18 protein-coding genes are annotated in these 25,206 nt (G+C 34.8%); 17 read left to right on the forward strand and 1 reads right to left on the reverse strand.

Annotated features, from left to right (window positions below):
- Nucleotides 1-619: 619 nt before the first annotated feature.
- Nucleotides 620-805, reverse strand: a complete 186-nt coding sequence (rpmB, locus tag LDM90_RS08415) for a 50S ribosomal protein L28 (RefSeq protein ID WP_034981532.1) — start codon at nt 803-805, stop codon at nt 620-622.
- 163 nt (nt 806-968) lie between these two features.
- On the opposite strand from rpmB, the gene LDM90_RS08420 reads away from it, so the two are divergent.
- The 17 genes from LDM90_RS08420 (at nt 969) to LDM90_RS08500 (ending at nt 25,165) form a co-directional block, all read left to right on the forward strand.
- Nucleotides 969-1,331: an Asp23/Gls24 family envelope stress response protein gene (locus LDM90_RS08420; RefSeq protein WP_034981534.1), complete on the forward strand. Its 363-nt coding sequence runs from the start codon at nt 969-971 to the stop codon at nt 1,329-1,331.
- 21 nt (nt 1,332-1,352) lie between these two features.
- The gene (fakA, locus tag LDM90_RS08425; protein ID WP_223897413.1) at nt 1,353-3,011 is read left to right on the forward strand and encodes a DAK2 domain-containing protein; all 1,659 of its coding nucleotides are present in this window, start codon (nt 1,353-1,355) and stop codon (nt 3,009-3,011) included.
- Nucleotides 3,012-3,013: 2 nt separating this feature from the next.
- Entirely contained in the window at nt 3,014-5,050 is a 2,037-nt protein-coding gene (recG, locus tag LDM90_RS08430) for an ATP-dependent DNA helicase RecG (protein WP_223897411.1), read from the forward strand.
- A gap of 17 nt (nt 5,051-5,067) precedes the next feature.
- Nucleotides 5,068-6,072, forward strand: a complete 1,005-nt coding sequence (gene plsX / locus LDM90_RS08435) for a phosphate acyltransferase PlsX (protein ID WP_034981542.1) — start codon at nt 5,068-5,070, stop codon at nt 6,070-6,072.
- A 4-nt stretch (nt 6,073-6,076) separates the two neighbouring features.
- A complete protein-coding gene (acpP, locus tag LDM90_RS08440) occupies nt 6,077-6,319 on the forward strand; it encodes an acyl carrier protein (protein WP_223897410.1) in 243 nt (80 codons plus the stop codon).
- A gap of 119 nt (nt 6,320-6,438) precedes the next feature.
- Nucleotides 6,439-7,449, forward strand: a complete 1,011-nt coding sequence (locus LDM90_RS08445) for an ABC transporter ATP-binding protein (RefSeq protein ID WP_034981546.1) — start codon at nt 6,439-6,441, stop codon at nt 7,447-7,449.
- Between the two features lie 3 nt (nt 7,450-7,452).
- On the forward strand, nt 7,453-8,430 hold the full coding sequence (locus LDM90_RS08450) for an ATP-binding cassette domain-containing protein (RefSeq protein ID WP_034981548.1): 978 nt from the start codon (nt 7,453-7,455) through the stop codon (nt 8,428-8,430).
- 2 nt (nt 8,431-8,432) lie between these two features.
- The gene (opp4B, locus tag LDM90_RS08455) at nt 8,433-9,392 is read left to right on the forward strand and encodes an oligopeptide ABC transporter permease (protein ID WP_034981550.1); all 960 of its coding nucleotides are present in this window, start codon (nt 8,433-8,435) and stop codon (nt 9,390-9,392) included.
- 16 nt (nt 9,393-9,408) lie between these two features.
- On the forward strand, nt 9,409-10,332 hold the full coding sequence (locus tag LDM90_RS08460; protein WP_198212041.1) for an ABC transporter permease: 924 nt from the start codon (nt 9,409-9,411) through the stop codon (nt 10,330-10,332).
- A 191-nt stretch (nt 10,333-10,523) separates the two neighbouring features.
- Nucleotides 10,524-12,296 carry an oligopeptide ABC transporter substrate-binding protein gene (locus LDM90_RS08465; protein ID WP_223897407.1) on the forward strand — a complete coding sequence of 591 codons (1,773 nt, stop codon included), beginning with the start codon at nt 10,524-10,526 and terminating at the stop codon, nt 12,294-12,296.
- A 200-nt stretch (nt 12,297-12,496) separates the two neighbouring features.
- Nucleotides 12,497-14,266, forward strand: coding sequence for an oligopeptide ABC transporter substrate-binding protein (locus LDM90_RS08470; RefSeq protein ID WP_223897405.1), 1,770 nt, complete (start codon nt 12,497-12,499; stop codon nt 14,264-14,266).
- A gap of 175 nt (nt 14,267-14,441) precedes the next feature.
- Nucleotides 14,442-16,214, forward strand: coding sequence for an oligopeptide ABC transporter substrate-binding protein (locus LDM90_RS08475; protein WP_223897420.1), 1,773 nt, complete (start codon nt 14,442-14,444; stop codon nt 16,212-16,214).
- A 166-nt stretch (nt 16,215-16,380) separates the two neighbouring features.
- A complete protein-coding gene (locus tag LDM90_RS08480; protein WP_223897403.1) occupies nt 16,381-18,150 on the forward strand; it encodes an oligopeptide ABC transporter substrate-binding protein in 1,770 nt (589 codons plus the stop codon).
- 106 nt (nt 18,151-18,256) lie between these two features.
- Nucleotides 18,257-18,943: a ribonuclease III gene (gene rnc / locus LDM90_RS08485; protein WP_034981565.1), complete on the forward strand. Its 687-nt coding sequence runs from the start codon at nt 18,257-18,259 to the stop codon at nt 18,941-18,943.
- A gap of 12 nt (nt 18,944-18,955) precedes the next feature.
- Nucleotides 18,956-22,519, forward strand: coding sequence for a chromosome segregation protein SMC (gene smc / locus LDM90_RS08490; protein ID WP_223897401.1), 3,564 nt, complete (start codon nt 18,956-18,958; stop codon nt 22,517-22,519).
- Between the two features lie 2 nt (nt 22,520-22,521).
- Complete coding sequence (gene ftsY / locus LDM90_RS08495) at nt 22,522-23,706, forward strand: signal recognition particle-docking protein FtsY (RefSeq protein ID WP_223897398.1); 1,185 nt, start codon at nt 22,522-22,524, stop codon at nt 23,704-23,706.
- 34 nt (nt 23,707-23,740) lie between these two features.
- Nucleotides 23,741-25,165: a C69 family dipeptidase gene (locus tag LDM90_RS08500; RefSeq protein WP_223897396.1), complete on the forward strand. Its 1,425-nt coding sequence runs from the start codon at nt 23,741-23,743 to the stop codon at nt 25,163-25,165.
- Nucleotides 25,166-25,206 lie beyond the last annotated feature (41 nt).

The following is a 25,206-nucleotide window of genomic DNA, read 5'->3' on the forward strand; positions in this document are numbered from 1 at the left end:
AAGTAGTTGAATATTTAGTCATGAAAAAAGTGCTCCTAATAGTCAGATTAATGTCTAACTATTATGGAGCACTTCAATTCCGGGGGTTAACTTCATTCACTGCTGTTTTTTTATATCTCTTGGAACAAGTTGTTATAAGTTAATAAATATTTTTGGTATATCTCCTCAATTATCTTGCTGCTATGATTTCCACTAATAGTGGCAAGCTCCAAAACAAATTATATAATTAAAAAAATTGAAAGATTGGTATGATTTGTATCCTTTTTGATGAGTAAAAAAAGATTTACATTGGTGGAGATACTGCCTTTGTTATGTTTGATAAAACTTAAAATTACCAAATTTTATATAAGTAAATTGTTGCAATGAGAAGTGTATCGGCAACATCATCTTTTATTAATAGCAGAATATATAAAAAATTGAAATGAAAGATTTGCCAATGAGGTTAGCTAAAAACAATACCTTCAAGTAAAACTACAGACTATAACTTGTCTTTTTTTGACTTGAAAATTAATTGAAAGAGCAATAAGAATATCTCTATTTAAACATAAACTTTTAAACAGATTTTGGGAAATAAAAAAGCAGAAGAAAACTTCTGCTTTAAAAACTTTTTTATTTTACGCTAGGCACGGGTAACTTTACCAGATTTTAATGTCTTAGTTGAAACCCATACACGCTTTGGCTTGCCATCGACAAGAATACGAACTTTTTGAAGGTTTGGCTTCCACGCACGACGTGATGAATTCAGTGCGTGTGAACGTGTATTACCAAAAGTGGTCTTTTTGCCAGTGATATAATCTTTTGCCATTTGCTAAACCTCCTTTATTGTGTTTTCATACTAAATTAAGATAGCATAAGTTTAAGAACATTGCAACTGCAAAAGTATTTTTTAAGAAGGGATTTTTGCATTTAAACTTGATTACTATGATAAAATAGATTCATAATATGAGAACAATGATACGGAGGTAAACATGGCTGTAAAAATCAAAACAAAAAACGGTTTGATTGATATTTCAAATGGAGTGATTGCAACTGTTGTTGGTAGCGCAGCTACATCTAACTACGGTGTTGTCGGCATGGCTTCAAAAAATGCTATCCGTGATGGCTTCGATGGAATATTGAATCGAGCAAATTATAAGCGCGGTGTTGTTGTTAAGTCTGAGGATAATAAGATTACGGTTGATGTTTATATAATAGTCGGCTATGGTTTAAAAATATCTGAAGTAAGTCGCAACGTACAAGATAGTGTTAAATTCAATTTGAAAAATCAACTTGGAATTGAAACTAAAGCTGTTAATGTCATCGTTCAAAGTGTTAAAGTGCTTGATGAATAACTCAAGCGGAGGGTAGAAATATTGGTTTTAAAGGAAATAGACAGTAAAAAATTTAGAGATATGGTTCGCGTCGCTACGCACAGACTTGGTCGCAACGCAGAGTTTATTAACTCTTTGAACGTTTTCCCTGTTCCTGATGGAGACACTGGAACAAATATGAATTTAACTATTGAAAGTGGCGCTAAAGCTGTTGCTAAAAATACTAGTAATAGTGTGGGTGATTTGACAGAAAGCCTTGCTAAAGGGATGTTGATGGGTGCTCGTGGTAATAGTGGGGTAATCTCTTCTCAGCTCTTTAGAGGAGTTTATAAGGCAACTCAAGGTATGAAAACTCTTAATGCACAAGAGTTGGCCAATGCTTTTTCAAATGGTGTTGCAACAGCTTATAAAGCCGTAATGAAGCCAGTTGAAGGAACTATTTTGACTGTTGCTCGGATTGGTGCACAAGAAGGTGCCAATAAGGCCAATGAAACCGATGATGTTGAAGAAGTTATGAAGGCGATTGTTGAAGGTGCTAAAAAAGCGTTAAAGACAACTCCTGACTTATTACCTGTTTTAAAGCAAGTTGGTGTAGTTGATTCAGGAGGCCAAGGCTTACTCTTTATATATGAAGGATTTCTAGAAGGTCTTTTAGGTGAAGAATTTGCTGACCGGTACCAACCTGATGAAGGTGAAATGGATGAAATGATAAATGCCATGCATCATCAATCTGTACAATCACAACTTTCTACTCAGGATATTACTAATGGCTACTGTACCGAAATCATGGTTGATTTAACTGCTGATGTTCCTAATAAGAAAACTTTTAATTTAGATGAATTTAGGGAGCATTTATCTCAGTTAGGTGATTCACTTTTGGCAGTTTCAGATGAAGAAGTGGCAAAAGTTCATGTTCATACTGAACACCCTGGAGCTATTTTTGCGTACGGCAGCCAATTTGGTCAATTGGGAAAAATTAAAATTGACAATATGCGGATTCAACACGAAACAATAGTAAATAACAGTGAAGAAAATCAGGAAAATGTTGACTTTGCCGTAATAGCTGTTGCTTCTGGTAACGGAATTCGTAAACTTTTTGAAAGTGAAGGCGTTAACCGCATTATTTCTGGGGGTCAAACAATGAACCCTTCAACACAAGACATTATTGATTCAATCAAAAAATCACGTGCTAAAAAAGCAATTGTGATGCCGAATAATGGCAACATTATTATGGCAGCCAAGCAAGCAGCTGAGGTGAGCGACATCCCAGTCGGCATTGTCCCTACTAAAACCATTTCACAAGGCTTGACAGCCATGCTTTCATTTGATCCGGACGATTCTCTTGAAGACAATGTTGCAAACATGACTGACGCTCTTGATACTGTTGTTTCTGGCGAAGTTACCAAAGCAAATCGTGATACCAAAATTAATGAGGTTGAGATCCATCAAGACGATTATTTAGGAATTATTGATGGAGAAATTAAAGTGGCTGAAACTGACATAATTACTGCAGCTTCTTCAATGATTGAAAAAATGTTGGATGAAGATTCCGAAATCGTTACTGTGATGTTTGGACGAGATTCTAACAAGAAAGAGGCTCAGAAACTGATAGATGCTGTTAAAGAGAAGCATGATGATCTTGAATTTGAACTTCATGATGGCGGACAACCTGTATATAATTTTCTGATTTCTGTTGAATAATTATGTATGCAAAGGAATTATTTGCACCTGTTACTGATTTAAAAGGAGTTGGAACCAAAACTGCTGCAGCACTTGGAAGCTTAGAAATATATAGCATTTATGATTTGTTATATTATTTCCCATTTCGCTATGATGAACTTCAAACGATTCCACTTGACCAGATCATGGATGGTCAAAAGGTAATGCTAAAGGGAATTGTGGCTACTGAAGCTTTTGTAAGCAGATTTGGCTACAAAAAGAGCAGACTTAGTTTTAAATTGAGAATTGACCATGATGTAGTCATGGTCAATTTTTTTAATCAACCTTGGTTGAAAGAAAAAATTGAGGTAGGTAAAGAAGTTGCAGTCTATGGTAAATACAATATCTCAAGACAAAGTTTAGCGGGTTTTAAATTTATTGCAGCTAAAGAAAATGATAGTGGCATGGCTCCAATTTACTCAGTTAACCGGCATTTAAGGCAAAAAAAATTAATTGATTTCATTAATATTGCTTTAGATGAATATTTGCCGGCTGTTGATGACGTTGTTCCAGTGGATATTCGACGGAAATATCGTTTGCTTCCTGAAAAAAATATTGTACAAAAAATGCATCACCCGCAAAATTTTAATGAGTCCCAGATTGCAAAAAGAAGTGCTATTTTTAGAGAATTCTTTATTTTTCAAACTGAACTAGCTCAGTTAACTGAAGTCAATCCACAAAACAAAGGGATTCCCAAAAAATATGACCTGAATGAAGTTGCTAAATTGACTAAATCTTTGCCGTTTGAATTGTCCGCGGATCAAAAGCAGGTTATCAACGAAATTTTTGCAGACATGTTATCATCCAGACAAATGCAGCGTCTTTTACAAGGTGATGTGGGTTCAGGCAAGACAATTGTTGCGGTATATGCAATTTTTGCGGCTGTAACTGCTGGCTTTCAAGCCGCACTGATGGTTCCTACAGAGATATTAGCGACTCAGCATTTTAAAAAGATTGATGAATTGCTAAGGCCTCTAGGTGTAAGATGTGCGCTGCTAACAGGTTCTACGAAAGCTTTGGAACGAAAAGAAATTTATACAGAATTGACCGATGGCACAATTAATGTTGTGATAGGTACGCATGCTTTAATTCAATCAAACGTAATTTTTAAAAAATTAGGATTAGTAATTATAGATGAACAGCACAGGTTCGGTGTTAATCAGCGGCAATCTTTAATTAATAAGGGGAATTTGCCTGATGTTCTTACTATGACTGCTACCCCGATTCCCAGAACTCTGGCATTAACGGTTTATGGCAACATGACTATATCTGAAATACGACATCTTCCAGCCGGAAGAAAAAAAGTAATTTCTTCATGGAAAACGAGTGCCCAAATGGATCAGGTTTATCAGTTAATGCGCGAGCAATTAAAGCAGGGATTTCAGGTATATGCTGTAACACCTTTGATCAAAGAATCAGAAGCATTAGATTTAAAAAATGCAGAACAGCTTTATGATAAACTCAGTAAAGATTTTCCTGATGAAAAAGTAGTATTACTTCACGGTCAAATGCCTGGTAATAAAAAAGATGAAATTATGTCCGAATTTGCAGCTGGAGAAATTAATATTTTAGTTGCTACCAGTGTGATTGAAGTTGGTGTTGACGTGGCAAACGCTAATATGATGGTTATCTATAATGCTGATCGTTTTGGAATTAGTCAGCTACACCAGTTAAGAGGGCGAATAGGGAGAGGTAAGACTCAAAGTTATTGCATATTTTTGGCTGATCCTAACACACAGGCAGGTAAAGCTCGTATGAAAATAGTGGCATCAACAACAGACGGTTTTAAATTGGCTGAAGAAGATTTAAAGATGCGGGGAGAAGGAGATATTTTTGGTAAAGCTCAATCTGGTCTGCCTGAATTTCAAGTTGGTGATGTAGTTAATAACTACGATACAATGGTAGTAGCACAAAAAGAAGCTAGAAAATTAATTAAACTTGATCCTCTCTTGCAAAAATCAGAAAATAAAACTTTAAAACAAGTGATAGAATATAAACAATTACAGCAAAAGAGAACATAGTAAAGGTTGAGGATACAATGAGAACTATTGCTATTGATGCTATGGGCGGTGAAAATGCCCCTGAAGCAATTATTAAAGCAGTATTACGGGCCAAAAAGGACTTACCCGAGACAAAATTCATACTTTTTGGCGATCAGAAAAAAATAAAAGAATTATTGGGAAGTGATAGCAGTCGCACACAAGTAGTCAATACTTCTGAAATTATTTTAGATGAAGATGAACCAGTTAAGGCAATTAGATCTAAAAAAGATTCGTCACTTGTCGTGGCAGCACAATTTGTGAAGCAGGGCAAAGCTGATGCACTTTTTTCATTAGGTAATACTGGAGCTATTTTAGCTTGTGGCATATTTATAATAGGACGAATTAAAGGTGTGGCCCGTCCGGGATTCATGCCAACATTGCCTGTAAAAAATTCCGATGATGGTTTCAATATGATTGATGTTGGTGCCAATGCCAAAAGTAAACCAGAATACCTGCTTGCCTGGGCTAAAATGGCTTCATATTATGCAGAAAAAGTAAGAGGAGTTAAAAATCCTCGTGTTGGTCTTCTTAATAATGGATCCGAGAGTGATAAAGGTGATGATGTTCATCAAAAAGCATACCAGTTGCTATTGGAAAGCAAACTTAATTTTATTGGTAATATAGAAGGAAATGAGTTATTAGTGGGTAAAGCTGATGTAGTCGCAACAGATGGTTTTACTGGTAATGCAGTTTTAAAAAACATTGAAGGAACTTCAGGTGTTTTGATACATCTTTTGAAGCAAAGCTTGCTTGATAACGGACCTTTTGTTAAATTAGGTGCGTTAATGATAAAAAAGGCATTAAAAGGGTTAGTTTCAAAATTTGATGTTGACAAATATGGTGGCGCAGTTTTACTCGGAGTCAATGCTCCTGTAGTCAAAACACATGGTCGCTCAGGTCAGCGTGCTGTTTATTTTACAATTAAACAAATTGATAAAATTTTACAGGAAAAAATAATTGATAATTTTAAAGCAGAATTTGCAGTTGAAAATAGGGAGTAAAGACATGAGTAAAGAAGAAATTTTTATCAAAATTCGGGATATATTAGCAGATAATTTTGAAGTTGATAAAGAAAAGATAACTGATGAAACTAATTTCACTAGTGATTTGGACGCTGATTCCATTGACTTAGTGGAATTCATTTTACAATTAGAAGATGAATTCGGCGCCGAGATTTCTGATGAAGATGCGGAGAAATTAAAAACTGTAGGAGACGCAGTTAATTATGTTGCAGATCATAAAAAATAAGTAAAAAATATTCATTATTAATTTGCATACAAAATGTTTCACGGTTATAATTAGAAATTAAATAAATTTATTAAATATCTTTAATAAATTCATTGAAGATTTGAGAGGGGAAATGACCTTTGGAAAAACAAAGTGATCTCTTGCTAGATATCCAGCATTTGCATACGGCATATCGTTTACATGGAAAGTTTTATGATGCTGCAGATGATATTAATTTAACGTTGAAGCGAAATGAAATTTTATCCATTGTAGGTGAATCTGGTTGTGGTAAGAGTACAATTGCATCGAGTATTATCGGCTTGTACGACCATAAAAATACGAAAGTGACTGGTGATATTCTGTATAATGAGTTAAATTTAGTCGGATTAAATGAAAGCTTGTTTAACAAAATACGTGGAAACAAAATTGGTATGATCTTTCAGGATCCTCTAGCCAGTTTAAATCCGTTAATGCGTGTTGGCGATCAAGTAGCTGAAACGCTTTATTATCACACAGATATGAATGAAAAAGAGCGTCATGATCGTGTGCTTGAATTATTCAATCAAGTGGGAATGCCGAAGCCAGAAGAAACTTTTCAAATGTATCCTTTTGAATTGTCCGGAGGATTAAGGCAGAGGGTAGTGATTGCTATGGCGATTGCATGTAAGCCCGAAATTATCATTGCAGATGAGCCTACTACCGCTTTGGACGTTACTATTCAGGCTCAAATTTTGGATCTGCTTGAAGATATTCAAAGACAATCTCAATCTGGTATTATCTTAATTACTCACGATTTAGGTGTAGTTGCTGAAACTGCCGATCAAGTTGCAGTTATGTATGGTGGGCAGATAGTAGAAAAAGCTGATGTAAAAACTATTTTTGAGCATCCTTTGCACCCATACACTCGCTCCTTGTTAAATTCAATGCCTCAATCTGAAGATGAAGAAGAAGATTTGCACGTTATTCAAGGAACAGTTCCATCATTGCAAAATATGCCTAGAAAAGGCGACAGATTTGCTGCTAGAATTCCATGGATTCCTGCCAGTGCGCATGAAGAGGACCCAGTAATGCATGAAGTTGAGCCTGGTCACTGGGTAAGATGTACTTGCTGGAAGACGTTCCACTTTCAAGATGAAGTAGGTGGGGAATAGTTTATGGCTAAAGAAATCATTCAAGTAAAAAACTTAAAAGTTCATTATCCCATTAGATCAGGTTTTTGGAACAGAATTACTGATTATGTAAGAGCGGTTGATGATATTAGTATTACCATTAATGAAGGTGAAACCTATGGTCTAATTGGTGAATCAGGCTCAGGCAAGTCAACTACTGGTAAAGCCATTGTGGGTGTTGAGCCTGTGACTAGTGGCAGTATCCTTTACAAGGGTGTCGATATTACTAAATCTAGAAATCGGCGTAAACTAAACTACAATAAAGATGTCCAAATGATTTTCCAAGATTCAATGTCGAGTTTAAATCCGAGAAAACGAATAGAAGACATTATTGCTGAACCTATTCGAAATTTCGAAAATTTAACTACAGATCAAGAACGTGATCGAGTTCAAGAGCTGCTGGATATCGTGGGTATGCCTAGTGATTCAATTTACAAATACCCTCATGAATTTTCTGGGGGACAGAGACAAAGAATTGGCGTAGCTCGGGCGGTTGCAACTAATCCGCGTTTAATTGTTGCTGATGAGCCAACTAGTGCTTTGGATTTATCTGTGCAAGCTCAAGTTTTAAACTTTATGAAGCATATACAACAGAAATATAATATTGCTTATTTGTTTATTTCTCATGACTTAGGTGTCGTAAAGCATATGTCTGAAAACTTAGCTATTATGCATCGTGGTCGTTTAGTTGAAATAGGTTCAAGAGAAGATATTTATGAGCATCCGATGCATATTTATACTAAGAGATTGCTTTCTGCTATACCGCAAGTTGACGTTGAGCATCGTGATGAGCATAAGAAACATCGACAAGAAGTTGAGCAAGAATTTCAAAATGATCAAAGCAAATGGTATGACAAGGATGGTCGTGTATTTCCTTTGCAACAAGTTTCTGGCAAACATTTAGTAGCCTTACCGAAAAATGAATTGAACGAAGAGAAGATAAAAGAAAAGGAGGGGGCATAATCATGTGGAAAACAGTTCTAAGACGAATTTTAATTATGATCCCGCAAATTATTATCTTGAGTATTTTGGTGTTTTTCTTGGCTAAGATGATGCCGGGTGATCCTTTTACTGGACAAATTAATCCAAATACTGATCCCAAGCAACTTGAAGCTTTAAAAAGAGCGGCTGGTTTATATGATCCCGCACCTGTTCAATACGCACGCTGGGTGGGAAACCTGTTTAAAGGTGATTTGGGAACAAGCTACATTCAACATGTTGCCGTTACTTCCTTAATTGCCGACCGTGCTGTTAATACTTTCTGGTTATCATTATTATCTACAGCTATCTGCTATGCTATTTCTATTCCTATGGGAGTTACAGCGGGTCGTCACCAAGATGAATGGCAAGATCAAGCAGTTCAAATTTTTAATTATGTTACTTTTGCTATTCCGCCATTTGTATTTTATATTTTGGGAATCTGGCTATTTGGTTTTACTTTAGGGTGGTTCCCTATTTCTGGCTCTGTTTCTCCAAGTGCCTCCGGTTTTTGGGGAACATTAGGAAGCCAACTTTATCACATTATTCTACCTGCTATACTAGTGGGATTAATTACCACTACATCAATTGTGCAATACTTAAGAACTGGAATAGTTGATAATAAGGTTGAAGATTATGTTCGTACAGCCCACAGTAAGGGTGTACCGGAAAAAGTTGTTTTTAATAAACATATTTTACGTAACTCCTTATTACCAATAGCTTCTTCCTTTGGTACAGTCATTACGGGACTTTTAAGTGGTTCGATGATTGTTGAATCAGTTTTTAGTTATCCTGGAATGGGTAAGTTATTCTTAGATTCTATTGGTCAGCGTGATTACACAACTTTGACTGCCTTAATATTAATTTTTGGTATTTTAACACTATTAGGTAATCTACTTTCTGATATTATCATGAGTATAATTGATCCAAGGATCAGAATTAAATAAGGGGGGAGGAGAAAAGATGTCCGACAAGAAAGAAATTAAGACTAATTTGAAAGATAAAAAGAAAAATGTTTCTTCTTCTCCTGAATCAAGTTTTAAAGTAATTATTAGAGAAATTGTAAAAGATAAGGTGGCATTATCTGCCTTCGTCGTAATAGTGTTAATATTGCTGTTTACCATGGTAGGCTCCTTATTCCTAAATTCTGCTCAGGTAACTGAAACTAATATTGTAGAAGCGTATAATCCATGGGGAACTGCTGGTCATATATTAGGAACTGATGATGGTGGACGTGATATCGTCAAATTACTAATAATGGGTGGACGAAATTCCATTTTGATTGGTTTGGGTGTAACCGTAGTCTGTGAAACTGTTGGTTTACTTGTGGGTCTAGTATCTGGATATTACGGTGGTAACATTGATGCCATAATAATGAGAATAGTAGATTTTGTTCAGGTATTGCCAACTTTCCCAATTGAAATCGTTTTGGTTTCTGTTATTCCGAACTACAATTCCCTTAGTTTAATTGGAATTATTTCACTTTTTGGGTGGCCTAAAACTGCAAGGTACTTTAGGGCTTTTATACTGTCCCAAAGAGAAAGAGACTACGTTTTGGCTTCCAAAACCTCTGGTTCTTCAGACCTTAAAATTATGTTTCGTGAAGTATTACCAAATATTACCTCGATGATTATTATTGACGTTGTATTAACTATTGCTGGTAATATTGGTATTGAAACTACGTTATCATATATTGGTTATGGTCTGCCGGCTTCTGTTCCATCATTAGGTACTTTGATTGGATTTGCAAATGATCCGGTAAACGTAGTAAGTCGTCCCTGGCTGTGGCTTCCGGCTACAATTTTACTGTTAGCAATATCGCTAAGTATAAATTACGTTGGTCGTGCTCTACAGCGTGCTGGTGATGCCAGACAACGTGAGAATTAATTCATTAATAGAATACAAAAAGCTTTGTCTAAAGAGACAAAGCTTTTTTTAATTAAAAATTATTATTATAAACTTATTAGACTATTATGATACTTTTTGATAAGATTTTTTTCTATGCTAGAATATGTTTGTTAGCTTATTCCAAGAATTTAGAATTTATTCAATAAAAAGATTGGAGTATGAATTAAATTATGAATAAAACAAAACTTTTATATTCTGCTGGTATCGTTTCAACTGCCGCACTAACTTTAGTAGCTTGTGGCAAAGGTAATAGCACTACTAAGAATGAAAATGCTAAAACTGCAAGTAAATTTCCACAATCTGTTCCTGTAAAAAAAACCAAAAAAGGTGGAACTTTAAAGTATGCAATTATGACAGATACTCCTTTTACTGGCATTTTTTCTGATGAATTATCGACTACAGCCATTGATAGTTCAGTAGCTGAACCAGGAGAAGAAGAATTATTTGATACTGATGATAATTTCAAAATTACTAATAAAGGTCCAGCTACAATGAAACTGGATCGTAAAGCTAAAACTATTACGATTAAAATAAAAAAAGGTGTGAAGTGGTCAGATGGCAAACAAGTTAATGCTAAGGATGTAGAGTACCCTTACGAAATTTTAGCAAATAAGGCGACCAAAGCACAACGTTATAGTAATCAATTTGAAGAAATTGTCGGAATGAAAGAATACCATAACGGTAAGTCAAAAACTATTTCAGGAATAGAAATGCCAGAAGGACCAGATGGTCTGACTGTCATTCTGCATTTTAAAGAGATGAAACCGGGTATGGTATATAGTGGTAATGGCTATTATTGGGAATATGCAGCTCCGTACCATTATTTAAAAGATATTCCATTTGAAAAATTACAATCTTCAGATCAAATTAGAAAAAAGCCACTGTATTTTGGACCATATAAAGTTCAGAAATTAGTTCGTGGTCAATCTGTAACTTGGGTTCCAAATAAGTATTATTGGCGTGGCCAACCAAAGTTGGATAAAGTGGTTTCACAAGTGATTTCACAGAATTCGATCTCACAGGCAATTAAAAGTCATAAATTTGACATTGCTCAGGTAGTTAATTCTCAGTGGAACGAAGTTAAGAATACTAAAGGTGTTAATTTTGTTGCCCAAATTCCTCTAGGATATCACTATATTGGCTTTAGAGTTGGAAAATGGAATGCTAAGGCCGGTAAAAATGTGATGAATTCTAAAGCAAAAATGAATAATCAAGCACTTCGTCAGGCAATGACTTATGCCATAAATATTGATGAAGTCGATCAGCATTATACTTCAGGTTTAAGTTTTAGAGTTCCGACTTTAATTCCAGCGCAATTTGGAGACTACTTTGATAAAAAAGCCAAAGGTTATACTTATAATTTGAAAAAAGCCAATCAAATTTTAGATAAAGCTGGTTATAAAAAGAAAGGCCAATGGCGTGTCCAGCCTAATGGCAAGCCACTTACTATCAAATTTTTGGCAATGACGGGCAGTTCAATTCAATCACCAACTGTACAAAACTATATTCAGCAGTGGAAAAAAATTGGCATAAAAGTGAAATTAGTTGGAGGAAGATTGACGGAATTTAACTCTTTTTATGACAAATTAGGGCATGATGATCCGCAAGTTGACATGTTTTTGGCAGCTTGGTCTTTGGCTAGCGAACCCTCTCCTGCATCTCTTTATGGTGAGACCTCACAGATGAATTATAGTCGGTTTGCAACTCCAGAAAATAATAAACTTTTGCAAGAAATAGATTCTCAAAAGTCATTTGATCATACGTATAGGGTTAAGAAATTCCATGAATGGCAGAAATATATGAATAAAAAGGCTTATGTTGTTCCTGTTGACAATTCTTATAAGGTAATAGCAGTAAATAATAAAGTTACTGGTTATTCCACCAAGCCCTCTGATAATTCTAATGGTCATCAATTATGGTACAAAATTGGATTTATAAAATAGAAAAATAAAATTTTTAATTAATTTCAATAAAAATGCATTGAGCTGATAAAGTCCAATGCATTTTTATTATTAAGAATAATTAAAATAATATTATTAATAAAATATTATTTTTTATTTAAAAACTTAATTTAATATGATATTATTTAGTATATTACACTCATAATTAGAAAAATTCTAGATTTTGAAAGGATCAAATAATCATGAAAGAACATAGTCTGTTTTATACGATAGGGTTAGTGACAGTTACAGCTTTGACAATGGTTGCTTGCGGTAAAAAAAATAATGATAATGAAAATAGTGCAAAAGAAGCTAGTAAATTTCCTGAAAAAATGCCTGTAAAAACTTCAAAGAGGGGTGGTGTAGTTAAAGTAGCTTTACAAACTGACTCACCTTTTACCGGTATTTTTTCAGATCAATTACAAGTAACGGCCGTTGATGCTGATGTAGCCTCTCCTGGTTCAGAATCTTTATTTGATACTGATGATAATTTTCGTTTTACGGATAAGGGACCAGCAACTTTGAGGATTAATCGCAAGAATAAAACAATTACAATAGAAGTTAAAAAGGGAGTTAGATGGTCTGACGGCAAACAGGTTACTGCCAAAGATGTAGAATATCCATATGAGATTTTATCGAATAAAGATACAAATTCACAAAGATATTCAAGTCAATTTGAACTTATAAAAGGTCTTAAGGAATATCATGAGGGAAAGGCAAAATCAATTTCAGGAATAGAAATGCCTGATGGCGAAAACGGCAGGAAAGTAATACTTCATTTTAAGCAATTGAAACCAGGAATGTATAATAGTGGGAATGATTATTTTTCAGAGTATACGGCTCCATATCATTATTTAAAAGATGTACCTTTTAAGAAGTTGGAATCATCAGATAAGATTAGAAAAAAACCTTTGTATTTTGGACCATTTAAATTAGAAAAATTAGTACGTGGTCAATCAGCAGTTTGGGTACCGAATAAATATTATTGGCGTGGTAAGCCAAAGCTGGATAAGATAGTGTATCAGGTAGTTTCGCCTAATTCTTCAACACAAGCTATTAAGAGTCACAAATTTGATGTTGTCAATGTAATAAATTCCCAATGGGATCAGGTGAAAAATACTAAAAAAGTAAAATTTATTGCAGAAATACCGCTCGCTTATTGGTTCATCGGTTTTAAGCTTGGCAAATGGGATCCAAAAACTGGTAAAAATGTCATGAATCATAAAAGTAAGATGGATAATGTTGCTCTACGTAAGGCAATTGGGTACGCAATGAATGTTGATGAAGTAACCAAGCACTATACTCACGGCCTTACATTTCATATAACTACTTTTATTCCTCCTCAATTTGGTGATTACTTTAACAAAAATATTAAAGGATATAATTATGACGTTAAAAAAGCCAATCAAATTTTAGATAAAGCTGGATATAAAAAGAAGGGTAAATGGCGTGTTCAACCTAACGGCAAACCATTAAAGATTAGATTCATGGCTAAAGCCGGTGATCCTAATCAAGAACCGATTATTGAAAATTATATTCAACAATGGCATAGGGTCGGATTGGATGTTAGACTGTTAAACGGCAGAGTAACTGAATCAAACACTTTTTATGATAAGCTTAATCATGATGACCCACAAGTCGACATGTTTGAGGCAGGATGGTTGTTGTCATCTGAGCCCTCAGCAAGAGGTATGTATTGGGAAAAAGGTGCAGCGAATTATGATCGTTTTGTATCTCCTGAAAATGAAAAATTGTTGCAGGAAATGGACTCACAGAAAGCTTTTGATCATAAATATCGTGTAAAAGTTTTTCATGAATGGCAAAAATACATGTTTGATCAAGCGTATATGATACCAACTGTCAATTCATATAAAATTAAAGCAATTAACGATCAAATCACAGGATTTTCTCTCAAACCATCTGAAAATAACAATGGTCATGTACTTTGGTACCAAGTGGGTTATGTTAAATAAAATTATGTAAGACTCAAGTTTTTAAGGCTTGAGTTTTATTTTTGCTAATATGAAAAGGTATTTTATAGAAATTTTTAATTAATAATTAATAAAATATTTATTTTACTAATCTTTTTTGTTATTATTTGATTTAGGTTTTAAATCGTGTTTGTACTTTTGTAAGGAGAGAAGAATGATGAAAGAAAAAAATTTTTTATGCTCCATCGGTATTATAGCTACATGTGCCATGGCTCTGGTTGGTTGTAGTAAAGCAAATAAAAGTAATAATGAGGACAGTTCGAAGGAAGCAAGTAAATTTCCAAATGCTTTGCCAAAAAAGGAAACAAAGCAAGGTGGAACTGTTAGAGTTGCCGTTGAAACAGATACGCCCTTTACAGGAATATTTACTGATGAGTTAAGTGTAACTGCGACTGACGCAGAAGTTGCTTCACCCGGCGAGGAATCTTTGTTTTATACAGATGATAATTACAAAATAAATGATAAAGGTCCAGCAACAATGAAGCTGGATCAAAAAAACAAAACTATAACTATTAAAATCAAAAAGGGTGTTAAATGGTCAGACGGCAAACAAGTGGTTGCTAAGGATATGGCATATCCATATGAAATATTGGCTAATAAAAATACTAAAGCTCAAAGATATTCTACTAAAATGGAAGTTCTGAAAGGAATGAAAGAATATCATGAGGGCAAAGCTAAAAAAATTTCAGGAATTGAATTGCCAGACGGTGATAATGGTCGCAAAATGATATTGCATTTTTCCTATATGACACCAGGAATGGCCTTTAGTGGTAATGACTATTATTGGGAATCAGCTTCACCATATCACTATTTAAAGGATGTACCTTTTAGCAAACTCGAATCCTCAGATAAAGTTAGAAAAAGACCAATATATTTTGGACCTTATAAGTTAGATAAACTAGTTCGTGGACAGTCAGCTACATGGGTACCAAACAAATACTATTGGCAAGGCAAACCAAAACTGGATAAAATTATTTATCAAGTTGTTTCCCCTAATTCTACTTCTCAAGCAATCAAATCACATAAGTTTGATATTGCTCAAGTTATTAATGCTCAGTGGAAACAAGTAAAAGATACTAAAGATGTGAGATTTATTGCAGAAATTCCTTTATATTACTCATACCTAGGGTTTAAGGTCGGCAAATTTGATGCCAAAAAAGGTAAAAATGTTATGAATCCTCATAGTAAAATGAATAATAAAGCCTTAAGGCAAGCTATTGGGTATGCCATGAATGTAGAGGATGTCAGTAAACGTTATAATAACAATCTGAGTTTCAGAATTCCAACATTAATTCCAAAGCAATATGGTGATGTATATAATAAAAATGTTAAAGGATTTTCTTATAACTTAAAAAAGGCTAATGAACTTTTAGATAAGGCTGGTTATAAGAAAAAAGGTAAGTGGCGCGTTCAGCCCAATGGTAAACCTCTAAAAATTAACTTTTTAGCCATGTCGGGTGATGCTACACAAGGACCGATTATACAAAATTACTTGCAACAGTGGCATAAAATTGGGCTAAATGTAGGCCTTCTAAATGGTCGGCTGACAGAACGTAATTCGTTTTATGATAAAGTTCAAAACGATAATCCTCAAGTAGACATGTTCTTAGGAGCTTGGGGTCTTTCTACGGAACCATCACCTAATGGATTATATAGTGAAGGTGGACCAGCAAACTATACCAGGTTTGTTACCCCTGAAAATAATAAATTGATTAAAGAGATTGACTCTGCTAAAGCATTTAACCATAAATATCGTGTTGAAAAATTTCATGAATGGCAACAGTATATGTTTGATCAAGCTTATGTCATACCTGTCTTTAATGCATATAAAATTAAAGCGGTTAATAATAAATTAACTGGTTTATCACTAAAACCTTCTGAAACAAATAATGGTCACCCAATATGGTACAAAGTCGGTTATATTAAATAAAATGCAGATTATTATTTATGATCCTGTATACATATTCTGATTTTAATAAAGCAAAATTAACATTTTATTAGTAAAACTATTGCATTTTTAATTTTAAGTGTTAACATTTAGGTATTAACTTGCTTCCAAAATTATAATTGATGTTGGAGAAGGAGAAAATTGTGTTATGAAAAAAGGTAAACTATTAGGTTCTGTAGGAGTTTTAACTGCTGCAACCCTGACTTTAGTAGCTTGTGGTAAGAATAACACCAAGAGCAATGAAGGTGCTAAAACAGCAAGTAAATTCCCTATTCAGACTCCCGTAAAAACCGCTAAACAAGGTGGTACGTTAAAGGTGGCAGAAGTTACTAACACCCCATTTACTGGTGTCTTTAATGAAGAGTTGCAAATGGATCAACCAAGTGCTGATGTTACCAGTCCAGGACAAGAATCTTTATTTGATACTGACGATCACTATAAGATCAATGATAAAGGTCCGGCTACTTTAAAATTGGATCGTAAGGCTAAAACAGCAACTATTACTATTAAAAAGGGTGTCAGATGGTCCGACGGTAAACAAGTTACTGCCAAAGATGTTGAATTTGCGTATGAAATTATTGCCAACAAGGCAACTAAATCTCAAAGATATGCGACTCAATTTAATATTATTAATGGAATGGCTGATTACCATGAAGGTAAGTCAAAGACTATATCTGGGATTGAAATGCCAGATGGCCCTAATGGACGTGTTGCAGTATTGCACTGCAAAGAATTGAAACCTGGTATGTACTATAGTGGTAACGGCTATATTTGGGAAATGGCCGCACCTTACCACTATTTGAAGAATATTCCTTTTTCAAAATTGGAATCTTCTGATGAAATTAGAAAGAAGCCATTGTTCTTTGGCCCATACCAAGTTAAAAACGTTGTACGTGGTCAGTCAGTTACATGGGTACCAAACAAATATTATTGGCGTGGTAAACCAAAATTAGATAAGATTGTATACCAGGTTGTATCTCCAAACTCTGCTTCGCAAGCGATTAAGAGTCATAAATTTGATATTACCCGTGTAACTAACAGTCAATGGAAACAAGTAAAGGATACAAAGAAAGTTAACTTTATTGCTCAGATTCCTCTGGCATATAATTACCTAGCATTCAAGGTAGGTAAATGGGACGCTAAGAAGTCTAAGAATGTAATGAATCCCCATGCTAAAATGGGTAACAAGTCATTACGTCAAGCAATGGCTTATGCTATGAATACTGACGATGTTTATAAACATTATACAGATGGTTTGAGTTTCCAAATTCCTACATTGATTCCAGAACCATTTGGTGATTATTTCGATAAAAGCGCCAAAGGATACACTTATAACATCAAAAAGGCCAATCAAATTTTGGATAAGGCTGGTTTTAAGAAGAAAGGTAAGTGGCGTACTAATCCAAACGGTAAGCCATTAACAATAAATCTTTTGGCTATGTCGGGTAATGCCATTCAACAACCAATTATTCAAAACTATATTCAACAGTGGAACAAGATTGGCTTGAATGTTAAACTTGTTGGCGGACGCTTGACTGAATTCAACTCATTCTATGATAAAGTTCAAAATGACGATCCAAAAGTTGATCTGTTTTTGGCAGGTTGGAATTTGTCCACTGAGCCTTCTCAGGAACAAATGTATAGTGAAGGAACAATGTCTAACTATTCACGTTTTGTAACTCCTGAAAATACTAAACTTATTAAAGAAATGGATTCCCAAAAAGCCTTTGATCATAAGTATCGCGTTCAAAAATTCCATGAGTGGCAAAAGTACATGATTGATCAAGCATATGTAGTTCCTACTACAAATGCTTATAGAATTGATGCTGTTAACAGTAAAATCACTGGTTACTCATTGAAACCATCACAGACAAACAATGGGCATCAATTATGGTACAAAGTTGCTTACACTAAATAAAGTCATTTAATAAAGTAGATTAGAAAACTATTGTCATTTGAGGACAATAGTTTTCTTTTTTAACGCTAAAAACTGGTATAATTTAGATTGTTAAGGAGTTGAAAAAATGGTTAGTACCAAATTCATTAAACGATTAGATACAAAATACAAAATTAAATTTAACAATCCTAACTTATTAGAAGAGGCTTTTACTCATTCTTCTTATGCTAATGAGCATCCTGAAAATGGTATCCGGGATTATGAAAAACTGGAGTTCTTGGGGGATGCAGTTTTGGAATTAGCAATTTCTGATTATCTTTACCGTAATTTTAGAAATCTAAATGAAGGCGAATTAACTAGAATGCGTTCAAATATCGTTGATACTGAAGGATTTGCAGAATTTGCTCAAAAATTTGGTTTCCCGGCTGAGATTAATCTAGGTCATGGTGAGGAAAAAGCAGGTGCACGTTCTCGAAAAACTCTTTTAGAAGATGTTTTTGAGGCTTTTAACGGTGCGCTTTTTCTTGATCAAGGCATGGAAGCAGTCGAGCATTTTTTAAGTTTAACAGTATATCCATTAATTGATGCTGGCAAATTCGATGCTTCAAGAGATTACAAAACAGACTTACAAGAATTGTTGCAACAAGATGGACCTGTTAAGATTGAATATGAAGTTTTAAAAGAAGAACAAATGCCTTCCAGTTTTACTGTCCAGCTAGTTGTTAATGGGAAAGTATTGTCTAAGGGACAAGGTCACAATAAAAAGGCCGCTGAACAAGAAGCTGCAAAAACAGCTCTAGGTAAGCTCAATTAGGGAGATGAGTGTGTGCCACTAACAGAACTGATAATTGACGGCTTTAAATCCTTTGCCGAAAAAACAAAAATTAAATTTGACACCGGTATTACTGGCATAGTTGGTCCCAATGGTAGTGGTAAAAGTAATATTACTGAAGCGATCAGATGGGTCATGGGCGAATCAAGTGCTAAATCATTGCGTGGTTCAAACATGAAAGATGTCATTTTTGCCGGAAGTGAATTCCGCCAGCCGGCAAATCATGCAGAAGTTTCTCTGATTTTTAACAATAAAAAACACGAACTAAATTTTAAAGAAGATCAAGTTGTTATAACTCGACGGATTTTAAGGTCAGGAGATAATGAGTATTTAATCAACAAAAAGAGTGTCAGACAACGTGATGTGCGTGCTCTGTTTTTGGATTCTGGAATTTCACAGGACAGTTTAGCAATTATTTCCCAAGGTCGGGTAGATCAAATACTAAATTCACGCCCGGAAGAAAGACGTTCATTATTTGAAGAAGCAGCTGGTGTACTTCATTTTAAGAGACAAAAAGAAGAAGCAAAAGTTCAGTTGGAACAGACAACTGATAATTTAGTGCGCATCAACGATCTTGTCAAAGAGCTAGAGCAGAGGATTGAACCTCTTCATGAACAAAGTTCTTTAGCTAAAGAATATCAATTTCAGAAAAAAGGTCTGGATCGAGAACTAAAAACTTTATTGGCATTTGAAATTCAGGATTTAGATAATCAAAAAGAAAAAGAACAGGAAAAGGCTGATGAAAATCAGACTCTTTTATCGAAGCTGGATCGAGAAGTAAAAGATTCTCAAGCAGCTGTGGCAAACAAAAGAAAAGAATATCAAACTTTAAATAGTCAAAGAGATAAGGTACAAAATGATTTACTTTCTTTAACTAAAAAGCTTTCTGAAATCAATACCAATTTGCAAGTTGCGGAACAAAGTAAGCAATATAGCGCAGCTACCAAAAAAGAATACCAATCTGAATTGAATGACCTAAAAAAGCAATTATCGGCAATTGAAAATGATAGAATTGATCTGCTTGAAAAGGAAAAGAATTTAAAAAGTGAGCAAGAGAAGTTAAATGATAAAAGAACTGAACTTTGCGCTCAGCTAAAAGAAGATCCTGAACAGCTAAACCAAAAGCTAGAGCAGCTCCGTTCAGCTTATATTCAGTTGTTGCAAGATCAAACTTCTAATAATAATGAAATAGTTTATTTGAATTCTGAACTGAAAAAACTTTCTGATAATAGTCAGTTTCAAACAGAAAATGTTGTTGAAGAACTGAGAAATGAAACTACTGAGCTTAAACGACTTAAATCTGAAGGTAGGTCACTTAAAGAAAACTGTCAGATCGAAGAACAAAAGATAGCAGATTTAACTAATCAGCAAAAATTAAGTCAAAAAAATTTGTCATCTCTTCAAGAATCGTTGTCGACCAAAAAACAACGTTTTAGTCAATTAAATGCGCGTTATGATGCGCTGGAAAATATACGCAAACGTCATGAAGGTTATTTTTATGGAGTCAAAAACGTTTTAAATAATTTATCTGCTTATCCTGGAGTAATTGGAGCAGTAGGAGAATTAGTTACCTTTCCTGTTAAATATGAAGCTGCAATGGCTACAGCATTAGGGAATGGGGTTCAGGATTTAGTCACTAAATCAAAACTGGATGCTCGAGATGCTATTAATAAATTAAAAGAAAACCATGCAGGCCGTGCTACTTTTCTTCCTCTTGACGGGTTAAGAGAATATACAATACCAACTTCAACTATCAATACAATTTCTTCTTTTCCTGGATTTCAAGGTATTGCTAACGAAATAGTTAAAAGTTTACCTAATCAAGATATTGCGCCTGCAATTAATTATCTCCTTGGAAATACTATAATAGTTGACACAATAAGCAATGCTATGAAGATAAGACAGAGAATTTCTCGCTATCGTATTGTGACTCTTGACGGGGATGTTATATCACCTGGTGGTTCAATGACAGGAGGAGTGCGTAATCAAAAAAGCAACTCTCCACTTCAAACTACTGCTGAACTGAGTCAATTAAAAGAAAATATTAAAGATTTAAAAGCAAAAATTAAGAATGAACAATCTCAATTAGCTGATGCTGTAAGCAAGAATGAAATTTTAACTCAGCAGTTGAATGAAATGACATCGAAATTTCAAAATCTTAAACAAGAATTAGGTGAAGCGGCTCTTTCGTATCAAAACCAAGAAAAAGAAGTGAACAGGTTAAAGGCTGCGAATAGTTTGTTTGAACAACAAAAGCAAGAACGCAACCAGGAAATTACTGAAACTAAGAACAAGATTAAGTCTGCCGAAAAAAAGAAGGAAGAACTGCAGGAGAAAATACTTCAGCAAAAACAAGATATCAGCGAATTGCAATTACGTATTAAGAACTTTTCAGAGTTGAATCAAGAGGTTCAGGAAAAGTTAAGCGAACTTGATCCGCAAATAGCAGTTTATGCTAATAAGTTGGAGAACGTTTCAAAGCAAAAATCCGATAAAAAGAATGAATCAAGGCAGCATCAAAATCAAATTAATACTTTGTCCCAAAAGTTGAAAGAACTTGATGAAAATGATGTGCTTGGTGATGAAAAGAAGATGAACTTTGAACGTGAAAATAAAGAGGGCATTGCAAAAAAGAAAAATTTGCAGGAGCAACTTAATACTTTAAGTTCTAAATTAGGACGGTATGATGCTAAAATTAACCAGCTTGATCAGGTAGCAAGTCGTAATTATGAACTTCGTAAAGATGCTGCTGCCGAACAAAAAGATTTTTCTGTAAAAATAGCACAGCTGAATAGCCAAATAGATCAACGTCTAGATACTTTAAATACGGAATATTCATTGACCTATGAAGCCGCATTGAATCAAGCTGAAAAAGAAAATAATGAGGCCAATAGGACACAACTTCAAAAGAATGTAAAATTGCATCGAATGTCTATTGCGGACATTGGTCCAGTTAATCTGAAGTCAATTGAAGAATATGAAAGTGTCAAAAAACGTTACGACTTCCTTAATGCACAACAAAATGATTTGTTAAAGGGTCGAGACAATTTAGAAAAATCGATGTCAGAACTTGATCAAGAAGTATGTAGTCGCTTTAGTAAAACTTTTACAGAGGTAGCTCATAGTTTTACTGAGTTATTTCCGGTGGTTTTTGGAGGTGGCAGTGCCAAATTAGTTTTGACTAATCCTGAAGATTTATTGAACACAGGAGTTGAAATTATTGCTCAACCACCGGGTAAAAAGTTGCAAAAACTAAGCTTATTATCAGGTGGAGAAAGGGCATTGACAGCAATTACATTGCTTTTTGCTATGCTCAAAGTCAAACCGGTACCATTTTGTGTACTGGATGAAGTGGAGGCAGCACTTGATGATGCAAACGTCACACGCTTTGCACATTTCTTAGAAGAATATGACATGCATACACAATTTATTGTAATAACACATAGAAGAGGAACAATGGAAAAAGCAGACCAACTTTATGGTGTTGTCATGCAAGAATCAGGCGTATCGCAGGTATTGTCAGTGTCATTAAAAGAATTAAAAAATGAGGTGAAATAACAGTGGGTTTATTTGATAAGATAAAAAAATCTTTATTTGGTGAAGAGAATAGTAAAGCTACTGATGATTCGCAGAATCAGTCAGAAAAAGAGCAAGAAGAATCTTCTGAGGAGATAGAAAACAAGGAAGAGATAACCTCTGAAGAAAAACAGAGTTCAGAGAAGAATGAATCAGAAAACGAAAATTCGACAGCTTTTCAGGAAGAAGAATCTTTAGAGCAAGAAACTGAGGATGAGACTGATAACGGAAAGCAAAATGAAACTGAATTATATGAAAAAGGTTTAGAGAAAACTAATCAGGGCTTTGGGGCCCGATTAAATCGTTTTTTTGCCCAGTTCAGGACTGTTGACGAAGATTTCTTTGATGACTTGGAAGAGCTACTCATTGAGTCTGACGTCGGTTATGAGACTGCAGAAGAATTGACTGACGAACTGCGAGATGAGGCAAAATTGCAAAAAGCCAAGTCGCGAGATGATTTGAAAAAAGTTATTGTTGAAAAATTAGTTAATCTTTATGACCAAAGTGGTAATTCCGAAAATGAAAAATTAAAGTCTCATAACGATGGTAAGCCGAATATTTATCTTTTTGTAGGTGTAAATGGCGCGGGCAAAACCACAACAATTGGTAAATTGGCTAAAAGATTTAAAGATGAAGGGGAGTCAGTTCTTTTAGCGGCAGCAGATACTTTCAGAGCTGGTGCAGTTGAACAATTATCAGAATGGGGAGAAAAAGTTGGTGTTCCAGTAGTAACTGGAAAGGAACAAGCGGACCCTGCTTCAGTTGTTTATGATGCGACTGATAAAGCTATTAAAGACAATTATGATTATTTATTAGTGGATACTGCTGGTCGTTTACAAAATAAAAAGAATTTAATGAATGAGCTTGAAAAAATTGAACGGACAATTAAAAAGCAAGCACCAGAAGAGCCAACAGAAACTTTATTAGTTTTAGACGGCTCAACTGGTCAAAATGCACTCCTTCAAGCTAAGGACTTTGACAAGACTACCAAATTAACAGGATTGGTTTTGACAAAATTGGACGGCTCCTCAAAGGGCGGAGTCGTTTTAGCAATTAGAAATGAGATGAAATTGCCGGTAAAATTAGTTGGTTTGGGTGAAAAGGCTAGCGATTTGGCTGATTTTGATGCCGCAAACTATGCAGTCGGATTATTTCATGATTTAATTTAAGAATAGATTTTTTAAAGGGAGTTATTTATATTTAATGAAAGAATACAGTGCATGTACAACAATTTTAGTAGGTAAAAAGGCTTCAGTTGACGGTTCGACCATGATTGCTCGTAATGATGACACTTTTCGTCCAATTACACCGCAAAAATTTATTATCAGACCCGCTGCAAAAAATGAATCAGGTCGTAAAATTAAGTCATGGTTGAATAAGTTTGAATTAGACTTGCCTGAAAATGCTCAGGCTGTTCCTGCTGTACCAAATGTTGATTACAAAAACCGTGGTTATTACGATGAGAGCGGTATTAATCAAGAAAATGTAGCAATGTCTTGTACTGAATCAACTTATGGTAATGAGAGAGCACTCGCATATGATCCACTGGTAAAAGATGGTCTTGATGAAGATTGCATGCAGTCAGTTGTTTTGCCTTATATTCATTCTGCTAGAAATGGAGTTGAATATTTAGGCAAACTGATAGCTAAATATGGTTCACCGGCAGGTAACTCAGTTCTGTTTGGTGACAAAAATGAGATCTGGTATATGGAAATTGTCACAGGTCATCACTGGGTAGCGCAACGTATTCCAGATGATGCTTATGCAATTGCTGCAAATAGGGTTTCTATTGAACAAGTAGATTTTGCTGACACAAAAAACTTTATGTGGAGCGAGGGAATTCAGGAGTTTGTTGCCGATCACAACTTAAATGTTGATCATCAGGGATGGAATTTCCGTCATATTTTTGGTACTTATAGTGAACAAGATAGGTTTTATAATACTAATCGTGTTTGGTACGGTCAAAAATATTTTAATCCCGAAATTGAACAAGATCCAACCGATGGTGATTTACCTTTCATTAGGCGTGCAGCTAAGAAAATAACCAGAGAAGACATTGAATTTGTGCTCGGCAGTCATTACCAAAACACTCCGTATGATCCTTTTGGTAAAGGCACAGAAGAAGAGAAGCATCGTTTCCGTCCAATTGGTTTAAATAGAACGCAAAATTCTCACATTTTACAGATTAGAAATGATGTTGACCCTGATAAAGCAGCAATAATGTGGCTTTGTATTGGTGGACCAACTTTCACGCCCTTTGTACCATTCTTTGCTAATATGAATGATACTGATCCCTCTTACAATAACACATCAATGGAATATAATCTTAACGATGCTTGGTGGTACTACAAATCCTTGGCGGCACTTGTAGAAACGCATTACCCACAGTTTGTTCAACTCGATACTGATTATCTAAATGAACTTAATCAATACTATCGTCGTCGTGTGCATAAGATTATAGAAGTAGCTGGTGATAAATCAGGGACTGAATTAACTTCATATCTAACAAAAGCCAATCAAGAGACTGTTGCCTATACTAGAAAGCGTTCTGAAAAGCTTTGGGCTCAGATGATGATTGATTCAATCAATATGTCAAAACTAACATTTAATATGGATGAAAATCTTTAAATAATAATACTATTTAAAGGCATTAAAAAAGTCTGGAAAAA

It is taken from the genome of Lactobacillus huangpiensis, assembly GCF_019972815.1.
Taxonomy (GTDB): domain Bacteria; phylum Bacillota; class Bacilli; order Lactobacillales; family Lactobacillaceae; genus Lactobacillus; species Lactobacillus huangpiensis.